Raw genomic sequence first — 23,794 nt, forward strand, 5'->3', positions numbered from 1 at the left:
TTGGTTTTAAAAGATAGTGGTACTTGTATCACATTTTATCGCCAGGGTTGAGTGCCTCAGTTAACCGGCGTGTGATTTCCTGGCGAGTTTGCTTATCCAGCGCACGACGCTCGCCATTTGCCAGAATAAATAAGTCCTCTACGCGTTCGCCGATGGTCGAGATGCGCGCACCGTGCAGCGACAGGCCGAGATCARAGAAGACTTCCCCGACGCGTGCCAGCAGACCGGGTTGATCCAGCGACACCAGTTCCATATACGTCCGGCGGTCGGTATGCGTCGGCAGGAAACTGACTTCGGTCTGCACGCTGAAATGACGCAGTTTCGGCGAAGGACGTCGCGCACGCGGCGGCTGATAAGCCTGCGTCATCGACTGTTCCAGCGCGTAACGAATGGCTTCATGCCGGTCTTGTGCCAGCGGGCTGCCGTCCGGTTCCAGTACAATGAAAGTATCCATCGCCATGCCGTCGCGATTGGTGAAAATCTGCGCGTCATGAATGCTCAGGTTACGCCTGTCCAGCTCACCGGCGACGGTGGCAAACAGATACGGTCGGTCAGGGCTCCAGATAAATATCTCGGTCCCGCCGCGCGTTGCCTGACGGCTGACCAGCACCAGCGGTTTGGTGGAGTCATGTTCCAGCAGGTGTCTTGCGTGCCATGCCAGTTGATTGGGTGAATGGCGCAGGAAATAATCCGCCCGGCAGCGGCTCCAGATACGGTGCAGCGCTTCTTCATCAATATTATCCATACGCAGCAATGCCAGCGCCTGAAGGCGGTGATGACGCACGCGCTCGCGAAGATCCGGCGTATTTTGCATGCCGCGGCGCAATTGCTTTTCGGTGGCAAAATACAGTTCGCGTATCAGGCTTTGTTTCCAGCTGTTCCACAGGGTTTCATTGGTGGCACAGATATCCGCCACGGTCAGGCTGACCAGATAGCGAAGGCGAACTTCGGTCTGCATTTCTGCGGCGAACTGCTGGATTTCATTAGGATCCTGAATATCGCGGCGCTGTGCCGTCACTGACATCAGCAAGTGACAGCGAACCAGCCACGAGACCAACTGGGTTTCACGGGAATTCAGCCCGTGCAGTTCGGCAAATTCCAGCACATCCTGCGCGCCGAGAATCGAGTGATCACCACCGCGGCCTTTGGCAATATCGTGGAACAGGGCAGCCATCAGCAACAGTTCAGGCTGTGGCAGCCGCGGATACAGCTCCACACAGAGTGGATGCTTCGGCCGGGTTTCTTCGTGAGCAAAGCTTTCAAGTTTTTGCAGCACGCGAATGGTATGTTCATCGACTGTGTACGCGTGGAACAAGTCGAATTGCATCTGCCCGACGATCTGCCCCCATTGCGGCATATATGCCCACAGCACGCTGTGGCGGTGCATAGGCACCAGCGCGCGTGACACGGCGCCCGGATGGCGCAGGATCGACATAAACATTTCGCGCGCCTGCGGGATCATGCATAGCGRCTCTTTGAGATGTCGACGGGCATGGCGCAGCAGGCGGACGGTGGTGGAGTAAATCCCTTTGATTTCGCGATGGCGCACCATCAGGTGGAACATGCTGATGATAGTTTCCGGACGGCGGTCAAAGAGCGTGCTGTCCCGCAGATCAATCAGATCGCCACGCAGTTGGAAATCTTCATCGAGCGGCCGTGGTTTTTCATTCGGGCCGATGGCCAGAATCGCTTCATCGAACAACTGCAATAACATCTGATTCAGCTCGCCGACCCGGCGGGTCATGCGGTAGAAATCTTTCATCATGCGTTCGACGGGCTGATTGCCTTCGCCCTGATATTGCAGCAATTGCGCCACACTTTGCTGGCGGTCGAACAGCAGACGGTTGTCGTAGCGGGGCAGCAGCAAATGCAGGGCAAAACGGATTCGCCACAGGAAACTCTGACATTCCAGCAGTTCGTTGCGCTCAGCTTTGGTCAGAAAAYCAAAGGCCACCATTTCGTCCAGCGATGTGGCGCCAAAATGACGACGGGCTACCCATAAAATGGTGTGAATGTCGCGCAGGCCGCCGGGGCTGCTTTTGATATCTGGCTCAAGGTTATAACTGGTGCCGTGATAACGCAGATGGCGTTCATTTTGTTCATCAATTTTGGCGCGGAAGAAGTTTGGCGAAGGCCAGAATCCGTCGCTGAAAATGTGTTTCTGCATACTGAGAAACAGCGCGACATCGCCGCAGATCAGGCGGGATTCGATCAGGTTGGTGGCTACGGTTAAATCAGCCAATCCTTCCAGCAGACATTCTTCCAGCGTACGCACGCTGTGTCCGACTTCCAGCTTAACGTCCCACAGCAAGGTAATCAGTTCACCGATGCGCAATGCCTGTTCATCGTTAAGCCGTTTCTGGCTGAGCACCAGAACATCGATATCCGATAAAGGATGCAATTCGCCGCGCCCGTAGCCGCCTACGGCCACCATCGCGGTTTCCGGAATATTGTCGAAGCCGTAGAAGGTCCACAGACGCTGTAACAGCTGATCGATGTAATGCGTCCGTGCGTCTACCAGTTCTTCAGCCTGTTGCCCGGCATTGAAGGCATCCGCCAGCCATGCCTGAAACTGTTCCATATGCTGTTTCAGGCTCTGACGGTTTAAATCGTCGTCCGGATAGACAGAAGGGGAGGCCGGTTGTAGCGGAAAAGTACGGGCGAGATCCTGCGTGGTTTGCAGTAGTACGCTCTTTTCAGCCGGGAAGTTTTCAATCATGGGTGCGCAGCCCTACACGTGAGAGACCAATAAACGTGAAAGATAAAAAAAACCGGCTTTCGCCGGCTTGATTCACAGATTTATACCCTCTCCGCAGAGCGGGTGACTGTTTAGTCGTGCGTCAGGATAGCCGGAATGGTGTCATCCTTACGCAGCGTCATAATTTCACAACCGTTATCTGTCACCACAATAGTATGCTCGTACTGAGCCGACAAGCTGCGATCTTTAGTTTTTACTGTCCAGCCGTCTTTCATGGTGCGGATACGGTAATCGCCTGCGTTGACCATCGGTTCAACGGTAAACGCCATACCCGCCTGAAGCACAACACCGCCGTCATCCGCATCGTAATGCAGTACCTGAGGCTCCTCGTGGAAACCCTCACCGATGCCGTGACCGCAATATTCGCGTACCACAGAGAATTTCTCGGCTTCAACGAACTTCTGGATCTCTTTACCCAACGTGCGCAGGCGGATACCTGGCTTGATCRGGCGCAGTGCGATATACAGGCTTTCCTGCGTGATACGGCAAAGACGCTCACCCAGAATCGTCGGTTTACCCGCGATGAACATTTTGGAGGTGTCACCATGGAAACCATCCTTAATGACCGTGACATCAATGTTGACGATGTCGCCATCTTTCAAAATTTTGTCTTCGCTCGGAATACCGTGGCACACCACTTCGTTAACGGAAATACAGACAGATTTCGGGAAGCCGTGGTAATCCAGGCAGGCAGAAACCGCCTGTTGCTTGTTCACGATGTGATCGGCGCAAATGCGATCCAGCTCGCCGGTGCTGACGCCCGGTTTAACGAAAGGCTCAATGATTTCCAGCACTTCCGCGGCCAGACGGCCAGCAACGCGCATTTTTTCGATGTCTTCAGGGGTTTTGATTGAAATAGCCATGTGTTGTCCTGCGGGTTCTGTGCATCAGGTGTGCTTTATTTCTACACCGATGTCGTCAATAATTAGCTGTGGCTTATGGTATCAGCCCTGATATTTGCTGCCAAACTATCATTTCCCGGGAAGCAATCCGGTGAACAAAAGTTGCTGCCGGGCCGTTATTTATGGTATAAAGCGCGCCGGCAATCCGCTCTGGGTCTTACGACTCTGAGGGATTAAAGCCAAAATCACTCATTGTGTACTTATTAACGTAAGTAATAACACACACGTATCGACACATACGCCGGGGTGCCTTGGGAATTCGTTCTGCAGGGTCGGTTGTATGGGATACGTGGAGGCATAACCCCAACTACTTAATAGAGGTTTTATCATGGCAACTGTTTCCATGCGCGACATGCTCAAGGCCGGTGTTCACTTCGGTCACCAAACCCGTTACTGGAACCCGAAAATGAAGCCATTCATCTTCGGCGCTCGTAACAAGGTTCACATCATCAACCTTGAGAAAACTGTTCCAATGTTCAACGAAGCTCTGGCTGAGTTGCAGAAGATCTCCTCCCGTAAAGGTAAGATCCTGTTCGTTGGTACTAAACGCGCAGCAAGCGAAGCGGTAAAAGAAGCTGCACACAACTGCGACCAGTTCTTCGTGAACCATCGCTGGTTGGGCGGCATGCTGACTAACTGGAAAACAGTTCGTCAGTCCATCAAACGTTTGAAAGATCTGGAAATTCAGTCTCAGGACGGCACCTTCGAGAAGCTGACCAAGAAAGAGGCGCTGATGCGTACTCGTGAACTGGCTAAGCTGGAAAACAGCCTGGGTGGTATCAAGGATATGGGTGGTCTTCCTGATGCTCTGTTCGTTATCGATGCTGATCACGAACACATTGCAATCAAAGAAGCTAACAACCTGGGTATCCCGGTATTCTCCATTGTTGATACCAACTCCGATCCGGATGGCGTTGACTTTGTTATCCCAGGTAACGATGACGCAATCCGTGCAGTAAATCTGTACCTGAGCGCTGTTGCTGCCACTGTTCGTGAAGGCCGTTCGCAAGATCTGGCTGTTCAGGCAGAAGAAAGCTTCGTAGAAGCTGAATAATAAGGCAAGCTCAGCAGAGCCCTTATTAACCAGGTATTGAAATATGTTGGTTAGGGGGCCTTTATTGGCCCCCTTTGCTTATCTTAAATGCGAGAAATATCTCACCGCAAAAACCCTTTTTGCACTGAGATAATCGAGGAAAATACAATGGCTGATATTACCGCTGCCCTGGTAAAAGAACTGCGCGAACGTACTGGCGCTGGCATGATGGATTGTAAGAAAGCTCTGGTTGAAGCTAACGGCGACATCGAGCTGGCAATTGAAAACATGCGTAAATCTGGCGCGATCAAAGCGGCGAAAAAAGCAGGCAACGTAGCTGCTGACGGCGTGATCAAAACCAAAATCGAAGGTAACTTCGGCGTGATTCTGGAAGTTAACTGCCAGACTGACTTCGTGGCTAAAGATGCTGGTTTCCAGGCTTTCGCTGACAAAGTACTGGACGCTGCTGTTGCAGGCAAAGTGACTGATGTTGAAGTCCTGAAAGCTCAGTTCGAAGAAGAACGTATTCAGCTGGTTGCTAAAATCGGTGAGAACATCAACATTCGCCGCGTTCAAATCCTTGAAGGCGACGTGTTGGGCAGCTACCTGCACGGCGCTCGTATCGGCGTTCTGATTGCTGCTAAAGGCGCTGATGAAGAACTGGTTAAGCAAATTGCTATGCACGTTGCAGCAAGCAAACCAGAATTCGTTAAGCCTGAAGATGTGTCTGCCGAAGTGGTAGAAAAAGAGTACCAGGTTCAGCTGGACATCGCGATGCAGTCTGGCAAGCCAAAAGAGATTGCAGAGAAAATGGTTGAAGGCCGCATGAAGAAATTCACCGGCGAAGTTTCTCTGACTGGTCAGCCTTTCGTTATCGACCCAAGCAAAACTGTGGGCCAGGTTCTGAAAGAACATAGCGCAGACGTGACTAACTTCATCCGCTTCGAAGTGGGCGAAGGTATCGAGAAAGTTGAGACTGACTTTGCTGCTGAAGTTGCAGCAATGACTAAACAGTCTTAATCAGTATCTGATACACCCTAAAATGGAACCGCTGCGAAAGGGCGGTTCCGTTTTATCCAGCCCCAAATTCCTATTACATTGTGCGTGAATGTCATTCAGACAGCGCTATGATGTAAAGACTGACTATCCATTAAGACACATTGCTTCTAGGACAGACACCATGGCTACCAATGCGAAACCCGTTTATCAACGTATCCTGCTCAAACTCAGTGGCGAAGCCCTGCAGGGTAGTGAAGGTTTTGGTATCGACGCGAGTGTATTAGATCGCATGGCTCAGGAAGTAAAAGAGCTGGTCGAACTCGGCATTCAGGTAGGTGTTGTGATCGGCGGCGGTAACTTGTTCCGTGGCGCGGGTCTGGCACAGGCGGGCATGAATCGTGTTGTAGGCGACCATATGGGTATGCTGGCGACTGTCATGAATGGCCTGGCAATGCGTGATGCATTACACCGCGCCTATGTTAACGCACGCCTGATGTCTGCAATCCCTTTGAACGGTGTTTGTGATAATTACAGCTGGGCAGAAGCCATCAGTTTGCTGCGTCATAACCGTGTGGTGATTTTCTCCGCCGGTACCGGCAATCCTTTCTTTACCACTGACTCAGCAGCGTGTCTGCGCGGGATCGAAATCGAAGCTGATGTGGTATTAAAAGCGACCAAAGTTGACGGCGTATATTCTGCCGACCCGGTGAAAAATCCGGAAGCGACACTCTACGAAACACTGACCTATCAGGAAGTGTTGGAACAGGAATTGAAAGTGATGGATCTGGCGGCCTTCACGCTGGCCCGCGATCACAATCTGCCAATTCGCGTTTTCAACATGAATAAGCCTGGTGCACTGCGTCGCGTGGTGATGGGTGAAAATGAAGGAACGCTGATTTCTAAAGCGGAGTGATCCTTCACAATTGAACATTACGTTCAGCCAGCCTCTGCTGGCATGAGTATTCACGGACTATACTGATGTTATGGTCTGCCAGGTAATCAGCTTTCAAAGGTTCACAACGTGATTAACGAAATCAAAAAAGACGCTGAAATTCGCATGGAAAAATGCGTTGAATCATTCAAAACGCATATCAGCAAAATCCGTACCGGCCGTGCATCTCCGGGCATCCTGGATGGCATCATGGTGGAATACTACGGTTCAGCAACGCCTCTGCGTCAGCTGGCACAGGTGACGGTGGAAGATTCCCGTACTCTGGCAATCTCTGTTTTTGACCGCTCTATCAGCGCTGCTGTTGAAAAAGCGATCATGACCTCTGATTTGGGTCTGAACCCGTCTTCTGCAGGCGCGACAATTCGTGTTCCATTGCCAGCGCTGACCGAAGAACGTCGTAAAGACTTGATCAAAGTGGTGCGTGGCGAAGCAGAGCAGGGCCGTGTCTCTGTCCGTAACGTCCGCCGCGATGCGAACGATAAAACCAAAGCACTGTTGAAAGATAAAGAAATCAGCGAAGACGAAGATCGCCGTTCCCAGGACGATATTCAGAAACTGACTGATATTTTCATCAAGAAAATCGACGTTGCTCTGAGCGAGAAAGAAGCCGAGTTAATGGAGTTCTAATCCGGCTTGAATTTCTTCCAAAGCGCCGCAATTGCGGCGCTTTGTCTTTTATCGGGCTTTAAATTTTTTACCTGTTCGAACAATCTCATGGACAAGCCAGATAAGAGGTTTCAGACTGTGCACTTTCCGAATTTACGAGCGCTATCCCGGGCATTTTCATGAAACAAATGACTATTCTTGGTTCGACAGGGTCTGTCGGCACCAGCACGCTTTCCGTTGTCCGGTCTAACCCTGACGATTTCTCCGTTAAAGCACTGGTTGCAGGGCGCAATGTTGACGTTATGGCGCAGCAGTGTCTTGAGTTTCACCCTGCCTATGCTTCGATGGCGGATGAATCTTCTGCCCGTGCGCTGAGAGCCATTCTGGCTGAACAGGGAAGCCGTACCGAGGTGCTTTCCGGACCCGATGCGGCGACTGAACTGGCCGCTCTTGATGATGTGGATCAGGTGATGTCGGCTATCGTGGGGGCTGCGGGCTTGTTACCGACACTCGCTGCTGTCCGCGCCGGTAAACAGGTGCTTCTGGCTAACAAAGAATCGCTGGTGACCTGCGGGCGCATTTTTATGGACGCTGTCCGCCATAGTCAGTCTCAGCTATTGCCTATCGACAGTGAACATAACGCTATTTTCCAGAGTTTACCTGAATCCATTCAAAAACAGCTGGGATATGCTTCCCTCGAAAGCCACGGGATCTCCCGCATTATTTTAACCGGGTCTGGTGGCCCGTTCCGCGAACTGCCGTTGGATAAATTTCGCGATGTCACTCCTGATCAGGCTTGCGCGCATCCCAACTGGTCGATGGGGCGTAAAATTTCCGTCGACTCGGCAACCATGATGAATAAAGGGCTGGAGTATATTGAAGCCCGCTGGTTGTTTAATGCCTCTGCTGCTGAGATGGAAGTGATTATCCATCCGCAATCCGTGATCCATTCCATGGTGCGTTATTGCGATGGCAGCGTGCTGGCTCAACTTGGCTCGCCGGATATGCGTACCCCAATTGCGCATGCCATGGCATATCCGCACAGAGTCAGAACTGACGTCGAAGCGTTGGATTTTTGTAAAATGGGTGCGATGACTTTCAGTGCACCGGATTACGCACGTTATCCTTGTTTGCAATTGGCTATCGAAGCCAGCAACACCGGGCAGGCAGCGACGACGGCACTGAATGCCGCGAATGAAATTTCGGTGGCCGCGTTCCTCAATGGTGAGATTCGTTTTACTGACATTGCTGGCCTGAATCGTCAGGTGATGGAGCAGTTAGTGAGCGCTGAACCTGATTCTGTTGAGGAAGTGTTGGAGATCGACGCGCAGGCGAGAGCCAGTGCACGTGAGAAACTTCATACATTTGCGCTATAAGGCTGTTTTTGTACTTATGCAGCAGTTTGTTAGCATCACATTGAAATGGTATAGTCTGCGCCACACTGACAGTAGATTTGGCTTTTCAGGGCCTGAGTGTTAAAGGTGGAATCGGTGATCTGTCAGTGTAAGCCGTGCCTGCAAGGGGGACACGGCTTTTTTGCGCGTGTAGTCGCACCAGCGACAGAAAGGTGTGCCGCCAGCTAACTGTTGTGGCGTCGTCAGCCAGAAGAATGTTATGCCAGCCAGAAAGCCGCTGTGTTCTGATAAAAGGAAATGAGTACGCGTTATGTCCCTCGAAAATCAACAGATGTCTGATATGTATTGCTCTCAACCTCGCCATGTTGCCATTATCATGGACGGTAACGGACGCTGGGCAAAACGTCAGGGTAAAATGAGGGTATTCGGTCATAAAGCGGGAGTGAAGTCGGTGCGCAAAGCGGTAAGTTTTGCTGCCAGTCATCACCTTGATGCACTCACGCTTTATGCCTTTAGTAGTGAAAACTGGAATCGTCCGGCCCAGGAAGTCTCCGCATTGATGGAGTTGTTCGTCCGTGCATTAGACAGTGAAGTCAAAAGCTTGCATAAACATAATGTCAGGCTTCGGGTCATTGGCGACGTCAGTCGCTTTAGTGCTCGTCTGCAGGAACGCATTCGTCGTTCAGAAACAATGACTCAAAATAACGACGGTCTTACCCTGAACATTGCCGCGAATTACGGTGGCCGATGGGATATTATTCAAGGCGTTAAGACTCTGGCGGGTCAGGTTGAAGCCGGCACGCTGCGGGCAGAACAGATTACAGAAGAATTGCTGAATTCAGCGGTCTGTATGAGCGAACTGGCACCCGTCGATTTGGTGATCAGAACCGGTGGGGAACATAGGATCAGTAACTTTTTGCTGTGGCAAATTGCCTACGCGGAGCTCTACTTTACCGATGTCCTCTGGCCTGATTTTGATGAAAATACCTTTGAAGGTGCGCTGACTGCTTTTGCACAACGCGAGCGCCGCTTCGGGGGGACTACACCTATCGGCGCCAATGCGTCCTAGGGAGAACATTTGCTGAAGTATCGCATTATCACAGCTCTGATTTTAATACCGATTGTTATTGCAGCACTCTTTTTATTACCGCCTGTCGGTTTTGCCATCGTGACGTTAGTTGTGTGCATGCTGGCAGCGTGGGAGTGGGGGCAACTGGCCGGTTTTGCAAGCCGTAATCAGCGCATCTGGCTGGCTATATTATGTGGTTTCCTGCTGGCAGCGATGATGCTGAGCATACCTGCTTACCAGCAAAGCGTGCATCTGTTGCAAGTCGGAGGCTCATTATGGGCTGCGCTTGCGTGGTGGTGTCTGGCATTGGTGCTGGTGGTTGGATATCCTGCTTCGGCAGCCTTCTGGCGCCATTCCCGTGTGCTGCGCTTAGTCTTTGGCATACTGACTATTGTGCCGTTTTTCTGGGGTATGGTCGCACTGCGCCAATACGGTTATGCAGAAAATCATCATACTGGCGCATGGTGGTTGTTATATGTGATGCTACTGGTCTGGGGGGCAGACTCCGGCGCTTACCTGTTTGGTAAATTATTTGGTAAGCATAAACTGGCGCCTAAAGTATCCCCGGGGAAAACCTGGGAAGGGTTTGCTGGCGGTCTTCTGACTTCAGCCCTCATAGCCTGGTTATTTGGCCGCTATGCACCACTTGATGTGGTACCGTCGACCTTATTGATTTGTTCCGTTGTTGCCGCGCTGGCTTCTGTGCTGGGCGACCTGACGGAAAGTATGTTTAAACGCGAGGCAGGGATCAAAGACAGTGGTCATATGATCCCTGGTCACGGCGGAATACTGGATCGTATCGACAGCCTGACGGCTGCGGTGCCTGTATTCGCCTGTCTGATGCTGTTAGTGTATTAATCCGTCTGTGACGGTGAAGTTTCCTAAGGAATAGTTAGACATATGATGAACATACTCTGGAGCCTGGCCGCCTTTATCGTCGCATTGGGGGTGCTTATCACCGTGCACGAGTTCGGCCATTTCTGGGTTGCTCGTCGTTGTGGTGTGCGTGTCGAACGTTTTTCTGTCGGTTTTGGACGCGCGCTATGGCGCCGGACTGACCGTCAGGGAACAGAGTATGTTCTGGCCATCATTCCTCTCGGAGGCTACGTTAAGATGCTCGACGAGCGCGTCGAGGCTGTAGCGCCTGAATTCCGCCACCAATCTTTCAATAACAAAAAAATCTGGCAGCGCGCTGCTATCATCAGCGCCGGGCCGATCGCCAATTTCATTTTTGCTGTTTTTGCTTACTGGCTGATCTTCGTCATCGGCGTGCCGAGCGTGCGTCCTGTCGTGGCAAATGTCACTGCAAATTCAATTGCCGCACAATCCAATATTTCACCCGGAATGGAACTAAAATCTGTTGCGGGTATCGAAACGCCTGATTGGGATTCAGTTCGTATGGCGTTAGTCGGCGAAATTGGTGATGATCAAACGACGGTTGATGTGGCGCAATTTGGCTCGTCCCAGGTCGTTGAGAAAACTCTGGATTTGCGTCAATGGCAGTTTGATCCTGAAAAGCAGGATCCGGTGGTGTCTCTGGGTATGATTCCCAGAGGGCCGCAGATAGAATCTGTTCTGCAGGAGGTGCAGCCAGATTCAGCCGCGCAAAAGGCGGGTTTGCAAGCCGGGGACAGGATCGTTAAAGTCGATGGTCAGATTCTGGAAAGCTGGCAGTCGTTTGTCATACAGGTACGTGACAATCCGGGTAAACCAATTGCACTGGAAGTTGAGCGGGCGGGGAATCCCGTCGCGTTAACACTGACGCCGGACACGAAGTCCGCAGGTAAAGGCAAGATACAGGGTTTTGCTGGTGTGGTACCGAAAGTGATACCGCTGCCTGATGAATATAAAACAATCCGTCAGTATGGCCCGTTTGTGGCGTTTTATGAGGCCGGGGATAAAACCTGGCAACTGATGAAACTCACAGTGAGCATGCTGGGTAAGTTAATTACCGGAGATGTGAAGCTGAACAATCTGAGTGGCCCAATATCCATCGCACAGGGCGCAGGAATGTCAGCTGAATATGGTTTGGTGTCTTACCTCACGTTTTTGGCACTCATTAGTGTCAATCTGGGGATCATCAACCTCTTCCCATTACCGGTATTAGATGGTGGACACCTGCTGTTTCTCGCAATAGAAAAGCTTAAAGGTGGGCCAGTTTCCGAGCGAGTTCAGGACTTCAGTTACCGCATTGGTTCAGTTTTGCTGGTGTTGTTGATGGGGCTTGCACTTTTCAATGATTTCTCCCGTCTTTAAGGCCGGAGATTAGGTTAGGAAGAACGCATAACAACGATGGCGATCAAAAAGTTGCTCATAGCGTCGCTGCTGTTTGGCAGCGCCACCGTATACGGTGCAGACGGTTTCGTAGTGAAAGATATTCATTTCGAAGGCCTGCAGCGAGTTGCCGTCGGTGCGGCGTTACTCAATATGCCGGTTCGCGTCGGTGATACGGTGACTGACGATGATATCAGTAATACCATTCGTGCATTGTTTGCCACTGGCAACTTCGAGGATGTTCGTGTCCTGCGCGATGGAAATTCTCTGATTGTTCAGGTCAAAGAACGTCCAACTATTGCCAGCATTACTTTCTCCGGTAACAAATCGGTGAAAGATGACATGCTGAAGCAAAACCTGGAGGCCTCTGGCGTCCGTGTTGGCGAAGCCCTTGACCGTACAACCATCGGCAGCATCGAGAAAGGTCTCGAAGACTTCTATTACAGCGTCGGTAAATACAGTGCATCGGTAAAAGCGGTTGTGACCCCTTTGCCACGTAACCGTGTTGATCTGAAGCTGGTCTTCACCGAAGGTGTTTCTGCCAAAATTCAGCAGATCAACATTGTTGGTAACCATGCCTTTACGACCGATGATCTGATTTCACGCTTCCAGCTGCGTGATGAAGTGCCATGGTGGAACGTGGTCGGTGACCGTAAATATCAGAAACAAAAACTCGCGGGTGACCTTGAAACCCTGCGTAGTTTCTATCTGGATCGCGGTTATGCCCGTTTCAACATTGATTCGACTCAGGTCAGCCTGACGCCGGACAAAAAAGGCATCTAMATTACGCTGAACATCACAGAAGGTGAGCAATACAAACTTTCTGGCGTTGAAGTGACTGGCAGCATGGCGGGTCACTCAGCAGAAGTTCAAAGCCTGACTAAAATTGATAAAGGCGAGCTGTATAACGGCGCCAAAGTCACCAAAATGGAAAACGACATCAAGCAGATGCTGGGTCGTTATGGCTATGCCTATCCGCGTGTGACTACACAGCCAGAAATTAATGATGYAGACAAGACCGTCAAACTGCATATCAACGTTGATGCGGGGAACCGTTTCTATGTACGTCATATCCGTTTTGAAGGTAATGACACCAGTAAGGACAGCGTACTGCGCCGTGAAATGCGTCAGATGGAAGGTGCCTGGTTGGGCAACGATCTGGTCGATAAAGGTAAAGAGCGTCTGAACCGTCTGGGTTATTTCGAAACGGTTGATGTTGATACGCAGCGTGTTCCAGGTTCGCCTGATCAGGTTGATGTTGTCTACAAAGTGAAAGAACGTAACACCGGTAGCTTCAACTTTGGTGTGGGTTACGGTACTGAGAGTGGTGTCAGCTTCCAGGTGGGTGTCCAGCAGGATAACTGGCTGGGTACGGGTAATTCTGTTGGCATCAGCGGTACTAAAAACGATTACCAGACATATGCAGAATTCACTATCACTGACCCTTACTTCACCGTTGATGGCGTAAGTCTGGGTGGTCGTATCTTCTATAACGACTTCAAAGCTGATGATGCGGACCTGTCCAGCTATACCAACAGAAGTTATGGTATTGGCGGTAATCTTGGTTTCCCAATCAATGAAAATAACTCATTGCGCCTGGGTCTGGATTACGTACACAACGATCTGTCCAATATGGAACCACAGATCGCTATGTTCCGTTATCTGAACTCTGTTGGGCTGAAACCGCCGGTGACCACCAGTGACAATGCTGATGCTGACTTTAGTGCGAATGATTTCTTCGCCAACCTCGGCTGGGGTTATAACAATCTCGACCGTGGCTACTTCCCAACATCGGGGACGAAAGCCAGCCTGAACGGTAAAGTAACCGTTCCGGGTTCTGATAACGAATATTATAAAATTACATTTGATTCAACCAGTTATATGCCGCTAAATCAGGATCGTGACTGGGTGCTGATGGGCCGTGCGCGTGCAGGTTACGCAGACGGTCTTGGCGGTAAAGAAGTGCCGTTCTACGACAACTTCTATGCCGGTGGTTCAAGCAGTGTTCGTGGTTTCCAGTCGAACACCATTGGTCCAAAAGCGGCATACTACAAATGTACTACGGCTAACACATCTTACAGCGGCTGTCCGATTGATAACTCAAACGACGCAGTTGGCGGTAACGCAATGGCAGTATTGAGTGCTGAACTGATTGTTCCGACTCCATTTGTTAGCGAGAAATACGCTAACTCATTGCGTACTTCCCTGTTCGTGGACAGCGGTACTGTTTGGGATACAGGTTGGGAAAACACCCCGCAGACTATTGCGGCAGGCGTTCCTGATTACAGTAAACCAGGTAACATTCGTGTTTCTTCGGGTCTTGCGTTGCAGTGGATGTCTCCACTTGGACCATTGGTCTTCTCCTACGCACAACCGGTCAAGAAATATGAAGGCGATAAGGCAGAACAGTTCCAGTTTAACATTGGTAAAACCTGGTAACGTTCTGTCCGGGCAGAAGTTGTCCAGCAGAATCGCAATGGCCTGATGATAAATCTCATACACGGGTTTCGGCCCGTGTATTGTTTTCATGTCAGGTGTTTTGTGTAATTTAATGTGCCATATGGCACAACGGGTGATGGAAGGAGTTTATAGTGAAAAAGTGGTTATATGCCGCAGGCCTCGGTTTAGTTATGGCTTCTTCAGCTAGCGTTCAGGCTGCTGATAAAATTGCTATCGTTAACGTAGCAAGTATTTTCCAACAAATGCCTGCTCGTGAAGCTGTAGCAAAACAGCTGGAAAACGAGTTCAAAAGCCGTGCGACAGATTTGCAATCTCAGGAACGTGATCTGCAAACCAAAATGCAACGTCTGCAACGCGATGGCTCTACAATGAAAGCCAGCGACCGTTCTAAACTTGAAAAAGACGTAATGGCTCAGCGTGAAGCATTCTCTGCAAAAGCGCAGCAATTCGACCAGGACAACCGTCGTCGTCAGGGCGAAGAGCGCAACAAAATCCTGAGCCGTATTCAGGACGCTGTAAAAACTGTAGCAAGTAAAGAAGGTTATGACGTTGTTATCGATGCTAATGCCATTGCATATGCTGACAATAGCAAAGACATTACTGCTGATGTGCTGAAACAGGTTAAATAAACATGTCTTCAATTCGACTGGCTGATCTCGCACAGCAGTTGGATGCACAATTGCACGGTGATGGCGAAATTGCCATCACCGGCGTTGCTTCAATGCATTCCGCACACTCTGAGCAAATCACGTTTTTATCAAACAGCCGTTACCGTGAACAGTTGGCTTCCTGCAATGCAGGCGCCGTAGTGTTGACCGAAGCGGATCTGCCATTTTGCCCTACAGCGGCATYAGTGGTTAAAAACCCTTACCTGACGTATGCGCGGATGGCGCAATTGCTGGATACCACGCCAGCACCGGCAGTGGATATCGCGGCGAGTGCGGTGATTTCAGACAGTGCAACATTAGGTAAGAATGTCTCGGTTGGCGCAAATGCAGTCATCGAATCAGGCGTTGTATTGGGTGACAATGTTGTCATCGGTGCAGGCTGTTTTATCGGTAAAGAGGCAAAAATAGGCGCTGGCACACGGTTGTGGGCCAATGTTTCTATTTATCACCGCGTTGAAATCGGCGAGCAGTGCTTGATTCAGTCAGGTACTGTGATCGGCGCTGATGGTTTTGGTTATGCCAATGATCGTGGTAATTGGGTTAAAATCCCACAGTTAGGTACTGTCATTATCGGTGACCGTGTTGAAATCGGTGCCTGTACCACGATTGACCGTGGCGCACTGGATGACACTATCATTAGCAATGGCGTCATCATTGATAACCAATGTCAGATTGCACACAACGTCGTGATTGGAGACAATACGGCGGTCGCTGGCGGTGTTATTATGGCCGGTAGTCTGAAAATTGGACGCTACTGCCAGATCGGCGGAGCCAGTGTTATCAATGGTCACATGGAAATCTGTGATCAGGCCGTAGTGACGGGAATGGGAATGGTAATGCGACCAATCACTGAACCTGGGGTATACTCCTCCGGTATCCCGTTACAACCGAATAAAGTTTGGCGTAAGACGGCTGCATTGGTAATGAATATCGACGAGATGAATAAACGCCTCAAAGCTGTCGAGCGTAAAATCGAAAAAGATTAATTACCACCTACGGTGCTGCTTTGTGTTCCCTTCGTTGAGTGAACCTGCGACATACGTTCCTATTTGCGGCCTGCCTGATGACCTTCTTTTGGGGTCTGGCAGGCCGTGTTATTGATGCCATCAGTTTTTATAGACAGGAAGAGTATTTTGACTACTGACACTCATACTCTGCATATTGAAGAGATACTGGATTTACTGCCACACCGTTACCCGTTCTTGCTGGTTGATCGCGTGTTGGATTTTGAGAAAGGGAAATTTTTGCGCGCTGTGAAAAACGTTTCTTTTAACGAACCGTTCTTCCAGGGCCATTTCCCGGGTAAACCGATTTTCCCGGGCGTTTTGATTCTGGAAGCAATGGCTCAGGCCACCGGCATTCTGGCATTTAAAAGCGTTGGAAAACTGGAACCTGGCGAATTGTATTATTTTGCAGCAATCGACGATGCACGCTTTAAACGTCCGGTCCTGCCGGGTGACCAGATGGTTCTGGAAGTTGAATTCATTAAAGAGCGTCGTGGCGTTGCTCGTTTCAAAGGTGTCGCGAAAGTCGATGGCGAGATCGCTTGCGAGGCATCAATGATGTGCGCCCGCCGCCGGGAGTCTTAATACATGATTGATAAAACCGCCTTTATTCATCCAAGCGCTATTGTTGAAGACGGTGCTGTTATCGGTGCCAGAGTTCATATCGGTCCTTTCTGCTACGTGGGTTCCCAGGTAGAAATTGGTGAAGGCACCGAGCTTAAATCACACGTAGTTCTTAATGGCGTGACCAAAATTGGTCGCGATAACCGCATCTTTCAGTTCGTTTCCATTGGTGAAATTAACCAGGATCTGAAATATGCCGGTGAACCAACACGCGTTGAGGTCGGCGATCGCAACAATATTCGTGAGAGCGTTACCATTCATCGTGGTACCGTTCAGGGCGGTGGTCTGACAAAAGTGGGTAGTGATAACCTGTTGATGGTTAACGCACATATTGCCCACGATTGTGTCATTGGGAATCGCTGTATTCTGGCGAACAACGCGACCCTCGGTGGTCACGTTGAGGTTGATGATTTCGCGATCATTGGCGGCATGACGGCAGTGCATCAGTTCTGTATTATCGGTGCGCATGTGATGGTGGGTGGATGTTCCGGGGTTGCTCAGGATGTTCCTCCGTTTGTCATTGCGCAAGGTAACCATGCGACACCTTTCGGCATCAATATCGAAGGGCTTAAGCGACGTGGTTTCGAAAAAGCCGATCTGCACGCTATTCGCAATGCTTATAAGTTACTGTACCGCAGCGGTAAAACGCTGGAAGAAGCACAACCGGAAATCGCTGCTATCGCGGCTGAATTCCCGAAAGCTAAACCTTTCAGTGATTTCTTTGACCGCTCAACGCGCGGTATTATTCGCTGATCTGCGCTACGGAAAACAATGCAAAAGCCTGTTCTGACAATTGGCCTGGTGGCCGGTGAAACGTCCGGTGACATTCTTGGCGCCGGGCTGATTCGAGCCTTGAAGAAGCATCATCCTGATGCCCGTTTTGTGGGTGTCGCGGGTCCGCTGATGCAGGCGGAAGGATGCGAAGCCTGGTACGAGATGGAAGAACTGGCGGTAATGGGCGTGGTGGAAGTTCTTGAACGGCTGCCACGCTTGTTGAAAATCCGCAAAGATCTGACCCGTCGTTTTAGCGAACTGAAGCCTGATGTGTTCGTGGGCATTGATGCTCCTGACTTCAACATCACGCTTGAAGGTCGTTTGAAGCAGCGCGGTCTGCGTACTATTCACTATGTCAGCCCGTCTGTCTGGGCCTGGCGTCAAAAACGTGTTTTCAAAATCGGCAAGGCAACGGATCTGGTTTTGGCATTCCTGCCTTTCGAAAAAGCGTTTTATGACAAATTCAATGTTCCCTGTCGTTTCATTGGTCATACGATGGCCGATGCGATGCCGCTGCATCCTGATAAACAGGCTGCACGTTTGTCACTCGGTATTCCTGAAGATGTGCATTGCCTTGCTTTGCTGCCGGGAAGTCGTCACGCTGAAGTGGAAATGCTCAGCGCGGATTTTCTGAAAACAGCTTTGCAGCTACGACAGACTTATCCTGATTTACATGTCGTTGTGCCCCTGGTGAATGCCAAACGTCGCGAGCAGTTTGAACGGATCAAGGCTGAAATAGCCCCTGATCTTCCTGCGCATTTGCTCGATGGGAAAGGTCGGGAAGCGATGATCGCCAGTGATGCCGCTTTACTGGCATCGGGAACGGCAGCGCTGGAATGTATGCTGGCAAAATGCCCGATGGTTGTGGGTTATCGTATGAAGCCTTTCACTTTCTGGCTGGCGGAACGTCTGGTGAAAACGCCGTATGTTTCATTGCCAAATCTGCTGGCACGGCGGGAAATTGTCACCGAATTACTGCAAACCGAATGTGTACCTGACAAACTTTCTGCTGCGTTGCTGCCTTTATTGGCTGGTGGTGAGAAAAGCCGGGAACTGCGTGAGACGTTCCTGGAACTGCATGAAAGTATCCGCCGTGACGCAGACGAACAGGCTGCTCAGGCTGTCATGGAGCTGGCAAAGCGATGAGTGATGTATTTATCTATCCACAAGCTGTCTGTATTGCAGGCGTGGATGAAGTGGGGCGTGGTCCTTTAGTGGGGGCAGTCGTCACCGCTGCTGTGATTCTTGATCCTGCTAACCCGATTGCCGGGCTGGCAGATTCCAAGAAACTCTCTGAAAAGCGCCGTGAGGCGTTATACATCGAAATCAAAGAGAAAGCGCTGGCCTGGAGTCTCGGGCGCGCTGAACCACATGAAATTGATGAACTGAATATTTTGCATGCCACCATGCTGGCAATGCAAAGAGCCGTTGCCGGTTTGTGTATTACGCCTGATATGGTGCTGATTGACGGCAATCGCTGCCCTAAACTTCCGATGGCTTCACAGGCGATAGTGAAAGGGGACAGCAAAGTCGCTGAAATTAGCGCAGCCTCAATTTTGGCTAAAGTCACCCGCGACCGCGAAATGGTTGAACTGGATCTTCAGTTCCCTGAATATGGTTTTGCGAAGCACAAAGGCTATCCGACGCCGGTGCATCTTGAAAGTCTTGCCCGTCTTGGAGCCACTACACACCACCGTCGAAGTTTTTCACCGGTGAAACGCGCGCTCGGACTGGCATAACGCGTCATTTGTTCCTGCCCGTTTTTATTGCTAAAAAAGACGGGCACACAAACCTTTAATTCACTCATTTCTGGACTCTGGATATGGCCGAACCTCGTTTTATTCATCTGCGTGTACATAGCGACTATTCCATGGTGGATGGGCTTGCGAAGGTCGGTCCGCTGGTGAAATGCGCAGCGTCACTCGGCATGCCTGCTCTGGCGATTACCGATTTCACTAACTTGTGCGGACTGGTTAAATTTTACGGTGCGGCACATGGCGCAGGTGTAAAACCGATTATCGGTGCAGACCTGAATGTCCAAAGCGAAATTCTGGGTGATGAACTGGCCCAACTGACTGTTCTGGCGATGAATAATCAGGGTTACCAGAACCTGACATTATTGATTTCCAGAGCATATCAGCGCGGTTACGGCGCAGCCGGGCCGATCGTCGACCTCGAATGGCTGGCAGAACTCAATGAAGGTTTGATCCTGCTTTCCGGCGCGAGAATGGGTGATGTCGGTAAGTTTCTGACCCGCGGAAATGATTTGCAAGTCAGTCAGTGCCTGGATTTCTACCAGCAGTATTTCCCTGATCGCTATTATCTCGAATTGATCCGTACCGGTCGGGCAGAAGAAGAAAACTATCTGCATGCGGCGGTCGCACTGGCGACAGAACGCGGTTTGCCGGTGGTGGCAACCAACGACGTGCGCTTTATGGTGCCGGCCGACTTTGATGCCCATGAGATTCGTGTTGCGATCCACGATGGCTTTACACTGGATGATCCTAAACGTCCGCGCAATTACACTTCACAGCAATATATGCGCAGTGAAGATGAAATGTGCGAGCTGTTCGAGGATTTGCCTGAAGCTCTGCAAAACAGCGTGGAAATCGCCAAACGCTGTAATGTCACCATCCGTCTGGGCGAATATTTTCTACCGCAGTTCCCTACCGGTGACATGACCACTGAAGATTTTCTGGTCGAAAAATCAAAAATCGGGCTGGAAGAGCGCCTTGAGTTTTTATTCCCGGATCCGGAAGTTCGTGCACAAAGACGCCCTGAATATGACGAGCGTCTGGACATCGAACTTAAAGTTATCAACCAGATGGGTTTCCCCGGTTACTTCCTGATCGTAATGGAATTCATCCAGTGGTCGAAAGATAACAGCGTGCCTGTCGGGCCGGGGCGTGGTTCCGGTGCGGGTTCTCTGGTGGCGTATGCCCTGAAAATCACCGATCTGGATCCGCTCGAGTTTGACCTGCTGTTCGAACGTTTCCTTAACCCTGAACGTGTTTCCATGCCCGACTTTGACGTCGACTTCTGCATGGAAAAACGCGACCGGGTTATCGATCACGTTTCAGAAATGTATGGCCGCGAAGCGGTCTCGCAGATCATCACCTTCGGTACCATGGCGGCCAAAGCGGTGATCCGCGATGTGGGGCGTGTTCTGGGCCATCCTTACGGTTTCGTTGACCGCATTTCCAAACTGGTGCCTCCTGATCCGGGGATGACGCTTGAAAAAGCATTTGCCGCTGAGCCGCAGTTGCCAGAGATTTACGAGGCTGACGAAGAAGTTAAGTCGCTGATCGATATGGCGCGTCAGCTGGAAGGTGTAACCCGTAATGCCGGTAAACATGCCGGTGGTGTGGTGATTGCGCCGACCAAAATCACTGATTTCGCGCCGCTTTATTGTGACGCAGAAGGTAATCACCCGGTCACGCAGTTCGATAAAAATGACGTGGAATACGCGGGTCTGGTGAAGTTCGACTTCCTCGGTCTGCGTACGCTGACCATCATCGATTGGGCGCTGGAGATGATCAACGCCCGCCGCGCGAAAGCCGGTGAGGCACCGCTGGATATTGCGGCCATCCCGCTGGATGATAAAAAAAGCTTCGACATGCTGCAACGCTCGGAAACCACGGCGGTATTCCAGCTTGAATCCCGCGGCATGAAAGATTTGATCAAACGTCTGAAGCCCGACAGCTTCGAAGATATGATCGCACTGGTCGCGCTGTTCCGCCCTGGGCCATTGCAGTCCGGCATGGTGGATAACTTTATTGACCGTAAACATGGTCGTGAAGAGATTTCTTATCCGGATATCCAGTGGCAGCATGAATCCCTGAAACCTGTGCTGGAGCCGACATACGGCATCATCCTGTATCAGGAACAGGTTATGCAGATTGCGCAGGTTCTGGCCGGTTACTCGCTGGGTGGTGCAGACATGCTCCGCCGTGCAATGGGTAAGAAAAACCCGGTGGAGATGGCCAAGCAGCGCGGTGGTTTTGAAGAGGGGGCCAAATCTCGGGGTATTGACGGCGAACTGGCGATTAAAATCTTTGACCTGGTAGAGAAATTTGCCGGTTACGGTTTTAACAAATCTCACTCGGCGGCTTACGCTTTGGTCTCGTATCAGACGCTGTGGCTGAAAGCGCACTATCCTGCGGAGTTCATGGCGGCGGTAATGACGGCTGATATGGATAATACCGAGAAAGTGGTCGGGCTGGTGGATGAATGCTGGCGTATGGGGCTGAAGATTTTACCGCCTGATATCAACAGCGGTCTGTATCATTTCCACGTGAATGATGAAGGCGAAATTGTTTACGGCATCGGCGCGATTAAAGGCGTGGGTGAAGGTCCGATTGAAGCCATTATTGAAGCGCGTAACGAAGGCGGCTATTTCAAAGAACTGTTTGATCTCTGCGCGCGTGCTGACGTCAAAAAACTGAACAAACGTATTCTCGAGAAGCTGATCATGTCCGGGGCGTTTGACCGCCTGGGACCACACCGTGCCGCGTTGATGAGTTCCCTAAGCGACGCATTGAAAGCCGCTGATCAACATGCCAAAGCCGAGGCGATTGGTCAGGTTGATATGTTTGGTGTGCTTGCAGAAGCACCTGAGCAGGTTGAGAAATCTTACGCGAATGTGATGCCATGGCCGGAACAAACTGTTCTGGATGGCGAACGTGAGACGCTCGGCTTGTATCTGACCGGCCATCCGATCACACAATATTTGAAAGAAATTGAACGTTATGGCGGCGGCCAGCGTTTAAAAGATATGCATCCGACGGAACGGGGCAAAATGACCGTCGCAGTGGGGCTGGTCCTCGCTGCGCGTGTCATGGTCACCAAGCGGGGTAACCGCATTGGGATCTGTACACTTGATGACCGTTCCGGTCGTCTGGAAGTGATGTTGTTCACCGAAGCGTTGGAAAAATTCCAGCATTTATTGGAAAAAGACCGTATCCTTATCGCCACAGGACAGGTCAGCTTTGATGACTTCAGTGGCGGGCTTAAAATGATGGCCCGCGATGTAATGGACATCAGTGAAGCACGGGAAAAATATGCTCGCGGTCTTGCTATCTCGCTGACTGACAGGCAAATTGATGACCAGCTTTTGAACCGTCTCCGCCAATCGTTGGAACCACATCGATCGGGGACGATACCAGTGCATCTGTATTACCAACGAGAAAACGCAAGAGCCCGGCTACGATTCGGGGCGTCATGGCGTGTTACGCCAACGGACAAACTGTTGCTGGATTTGCGAGGCCTGGTCGGTACTGAGCAGGTGGAACTGGAATTTGACTAAAATAGGAATGCTATGAGTCTGAATTTTCTTGATTTTGAACAGCCGATTGCGGAACTGGAAGCGAAAATTGACTCGCTGACTGCAGTCAGCCGTCAAGACGAAAAATTAGATATTAATCTGGACGAAGAAGTTGCACGCTTGCGCGAGAAAAGCGTTGAACTGACCCGTAAGATTTTCTCTGATCTGGGTGCCTGGCAAATTGCCCAACTGGCACGCCATCCTCGTCGTCCTTATACGCTTGATTACATCAAACATATCTTTACCGATTTTGATGAACTGGCGGGTGATCGTGCATTCGCAGACGATAAAGCTATCGTTGGCGGTATTGCTCGTTTGGGCGAACGTGCCGTGATGATCATTGGTCATCAGAAAGGCCGTGAAACGAAAGAGAAAATTCGTCGTAACTTCGGCATGCCCGCCCCGGAAGGGTATCGCAAAGCGCTACGTCTGATGGAAATGGCTGAGCGTTTCAAACTGCCAATCATCACCTTCATCGACACACCGGGCGCTTATCCGGGCGTGGGCGCTGAAGAACGTGGTCAGTCTGAAGCGATCGCCCGTAACCTGCGCGAAATGTCCCGTCTGAATGTCCCGGTTATCTGCACCGTTATCGGTGAAGGTGGTTCAGGTGGTGCACTGGCGATTGGTGTGGGTGATAAAGTTAATATGCTGCAATACAGCACCTATTCGGTTATTTCGCCGGAAGGTTGTGCATCAATTCTGTGGAAGAGTGCGGATAAAGCCCCTCTGGCCGCGGAAGCGATGGGCATCATTGCACCGCGTCTGAAAGAGCTGAAACTGATCGACTCTGTGATCCCTGAGCCTTTGGGTGGCGCTCACCGTAACGTAGAAGCGATGGCTGCTTCTCTGCGTGCACAACTTGAAGCTGATCTGAGCGATCTGGATGTGCTGAGTACGGAAGAGCTGCGTAACCGTCGTTATCAGCGTCTGATGACTTACGGCTACTGCTGATCCTGAACGTGATTTTCGAAAGGCCACGCATTGCGTGGC

The 23,794-nt window shown here is 50.8% G+C and carries 19 protein-coding genes; 17 read left to right on the forward strand and 2 right to left on the reverse strand.

The genetic code is table 11. The features are described from left to right. Positions 1-28 precede the first annotated feature (28 nt). Positions 29-2,719, reverse strand: coding sequence for a bifunctional uridylyltransferase/uridylyl-removing protein GlnD (gene glnD, locus AC1DUO_RS17515; protein ID WP_477988132.1), 2,691 nt, complete (start codon positions 2,717-2,719; stop codon positions 29-31). 110 nt (positions 2,720-2,829) lie between these two features. Beyond that, positions 2,830-3,621 (reverse strand): type I methionyl aminopeptidase, encoded by a 792-nt coding sequence (map, locus tag AC1DUO_RS17520; RefSeq protein WP_477988134.1) that lies wholly within the window; start codon positions 3,619-3,621, stop codon positions 2,830-2,832. A 367-nt stretch (positions 3,622-3,988) separates the two neighbouring features. On the opposite strand from map, the gene rpsB reads away from it, so the two are divergent. The 17 genes from rpsB (at position 3,989) to accA (ending at position 23,755) form a co-directional block, all read left to right on the forward strand. Next, entirely contained in the window at positions 3,989-4,714 is a 726-nt protein-coding gene (gene rpsB, locus AC1DUO_RS17525; protein WP_013574193.1) for a 30S ribosomal protein S2, read from the forward strand. A gap of 147 nt (positions 4,715-4,861) precedes the next feature. After that, on the forward strand, positions 4,862-5,713 hold the full coding sequence (tsf, locus tag AC1DUO_RS17530; protein WP_013574194.1) for a translation elongation factor Ts: 852 nt from the start codon (positions 4,862-4,864) through the stop codon (positions 5,711-5,713). A 160-nt stretch (positions 5,714-5,873) separates the two neighbouring features. Then, positions 5,874-6,605, forward strand: coding sequence for a UMP kinase (gene pyrH / locus AC1DUO_RS17535; protein WP_013574195.1), 732 nt, complete (start codon positions 5,874-5,876; stop codon positions 6,603-6,605). A gap of 108 nt (positions 6,606-6,713) precedes the next feature. Beyond that, positions 6,714-7,271 carry a ribosome recycling factor gene (gene frr / locus AC1DUO_RS17540; protein WP_013574196.1) on the forward strand — a complete coding sequence of 186 codons (558 nt, stop codon included), beginning with the start codon at positions 6,714-6,716 and terminating at the stop codon, positions 7,269-7,271. Between the two features lie 158 nt (positions 7,272-7,429). Continuing rightward, positions 7,430-8,626: a 1-deoxy-D-xylulose-5-phosphate reductoisomerase gene (gene ispC, locus AC1DUO_RS17545; protein WP_112152492.1), complete on the forward strand. Its 1,197-nt coding sequence runs from the start codon at positions 7,430-7,432 to the stop codon at positions 8,624-8,626. 289 nt (positions 8,627-8,915) lie between these two features. After that, entirely contained in the window at positions 8,916-9,674 is a 759-nt protein-coding gene (gene ispU / locus AC1DUO_RS17550) for a (2E,6E)-farnesyl-diphosphate-specific ditrans,polycis-undecaprenyl-diphosphate synthase (protein WP_013574198.1), read from the forward strand. Between the two features lie 9 nt (positions 9,675-9,683). After that, positions 9,684-10,532, forward strand: a complete 849-nt coding sequence (gene cdsA / locus AC1DUO_RS17555) for a phosphatidate cytidylyltransferase (RefSeq protein ID WP_013574199.1) — start codon at positions 9,684-9,686, stop codon at positions 10,530-10,532. A 42-nt stretch (positions 10,533-10,574) separates the two neighbouring features. Beyond that, positions 10,575-11,930: a sigma E protease regulator RseP gene (rseP, locus tag AC1DUO_RS17560; protein WP_013574200.1), complete on the forward strand. Its 1,356-nt coding sequence runs from the start codon at positions 10,575-10,577 to the stop codon at positions 11,928-11,930. A gap of 36 nt (positions 11,931-11,966) precedes the next feature. Then, a complete protein-coding gene (bamA, locus tag AC1DUO_RS17565; protein ID WP_477988139.1) occupies positions 11,967-14,387 on the forward strand; it encodes an outer membrane protein assembly factor BamA in 2,421 nt (806 codons plus the stop codon). A gap of 152 nt (positions 14,388-14,539) precedes the next feature. Further along, positions 14,540-15,037, forward strand: a complete 498-nt coding sequence (gene skp, locus AC1DUO_RS17570) for a molecular chaperone Skp (protein ID WP_013574202.1) — start codon at positions 14,540-14,542, stop codon at positions 15,035-15,037. 2 nt (positions 15,038-15,039) lie between these two features. Next, on the forward strand, positions 15,040-16,062 hold the full coding sequence (lpxD, locus tag AC1DUO_RS17575) for a UDP-3-O-(3-hydroxymyristoyl)glucosamine N-acyltransferase (protein WP_477988141.1): 1,023 nt from the start codon (positions 15,040-15,042) through the stop codon (positions 16,060-16,062). Between the two features lie 114 nt (positions 16,063-16,176). After that, a complete protein-coding gene (fabZ, locus tag AC1DUO_RS17580) occupies positions 16,177-16,665 on the forward strand; it encodes a 3-hydroxyacyl-ACP dehydratase FabZ (RefSeq protein ID WP_086935265.1) in 489 nt (162 codons plus the stop codon). 3 nt (positions 16,666-16,668) lie between these two features. Beyond that, positions 16,669-17,457, forward strand: a complete 789-nt coding sequence (gene lpxA, locus AC1DUO_RS17585; protein ID WP_013574205.1) for an acyl-ACP--UDP-N-acetylglucosamine O-acyltransferase — start codon at positions 16,669-16,671, stop codon at positions 17,455-17,457. Between the two features lie 18 nt (positions 17,458-17,475). Then, positions 17,476-18,624 (forward strand): lipid-A-disaccharide synthase, encoded by a 1,149-nt coding sequence (gene lpxB / locus AC1DUO_RS17590; protein ID WP_037035142.1) that lies wholly within the window; start codon positions 17,476-17,478, stop codon positions 18,622-18,624. Then, positions 18,621-19,217 carry a ribonuclease HII gene (gene rnhB / locus AC1DUO_RS17595; protein ID WP_037035141.1) on the forward strand — a complete coding sequence of 199 codons (597 nt, stop codon included), beginning with the start codon at positions 18,621-18,623 and terminating at the stop codon, positions 19,215-19,217. Before lpxB ends, rnhB begins: the two co-directional genes overlap by 4 nt. An 83-nt stretch (positions 19,218-19,300) precedes the next feature. Next, positions 19,301-22,783, forward strand: a complete 3,483-nt coding sequence (gene dnaE / locus AC1DUO_RS17600; RefSeq protein ID WP_153376606.1) for a DNA polymerase III subunit alpha — start codon at positions 19,301-19,303, stop codon at positions 22,781-22,783. A 12-nt stretch (positions 22,784-22,795) separates the two neighbouring features. Further along, a complete protein-coding gene (gene accA / locus AC1DUO_RS17605) occupies positions 22,796-23,755 on the forward strand; it encodes an acetyl-CoA carboxylase carboxyl transferase subunit alpha (RefSeq protein ID WP_013574209.1) in 960 nt (319 codons plus the stop codon). Positions 23,756-23,794 lie beyond the last annotated feature (39 nt).

It is taken from the genome of Rahnella sp. P4_A8 (assembly GCF_056402435.1).

Coding starts and splice junctions, on each gene's coding strand:
- ispC (WP_112152492.1), top strand. CDS start 7,430: ATGAAACAAATGACTATTCTTGGTTCGACAGGGTCTGTCGGCACCAGC.
- accA (WP_013574209.1), top strand. CDS start 22,796: ATGAGTCTGAATTTTCTTGATTTTGAACAGCCGATTGCGGAACTGGAA.
- dnaE (WP_153376606.1), top strand. CDS start 19,301: ATGGCCGAACCTCGTTTTATTCATCTGCGTGTACATAGCGACTATTCC.
- rseP (WP_013574200.1), top strand. CDS start 10,575: ATGATGAACATACTCTGGAGCCTGGCCGCCTTTATCGTCGCATTGGGG.
- pyrH (WP_013574195.1), top strand. CDS start 5,874: ATGGCTACCAATGCGAAACCCGTTTATCAACGTATCCTGCTCAAACTC.
- lpxA (WP_013574205.1), top strand. CDS start 16,669: ATGATTGATAAAACCGCCTTTATTCATCCAAGCGCTATTGTTGAAGAC.
- ispU (WP_013574198.1), top strand. CDS start 8,916: ATGTCCCTCGAAAATCAACAGATGTCTGATATGTATTGCTCTCAACCT.
- rpsB (WP_013574193.1), top strand. CDS start 3,989: ATGGCAACTGTTTCCATGCGCGACATGCTCAAGGCCGGTGTTCACTTC.
- lpxB (WP_037035142.1), top strand. CDS start 17,476: ATGCAAAAGCCTGTTCTGACAATTGGCCTGGTGGCCGGTGAAACGTCC.
- rnhB (WP_037035141.1), top strand. CDS start 18,621: ATGAGTGATGTATTTATCTATCCACAAGCTGTCTGTATTGCAGGCGTG.
- fabZ (WP_086935265.1), top strand. CDS start 16,177: ATGCCATCAGTTTTTATAGACAGGAAGAGTATTTTGACTACTGACACT.
- tsf (WP_013574194.1), top strand. CDS start 4,862: ATGGCTGATATTACCGCTGCCCTGGTAAAAGAACTGCGCGAACGTACT.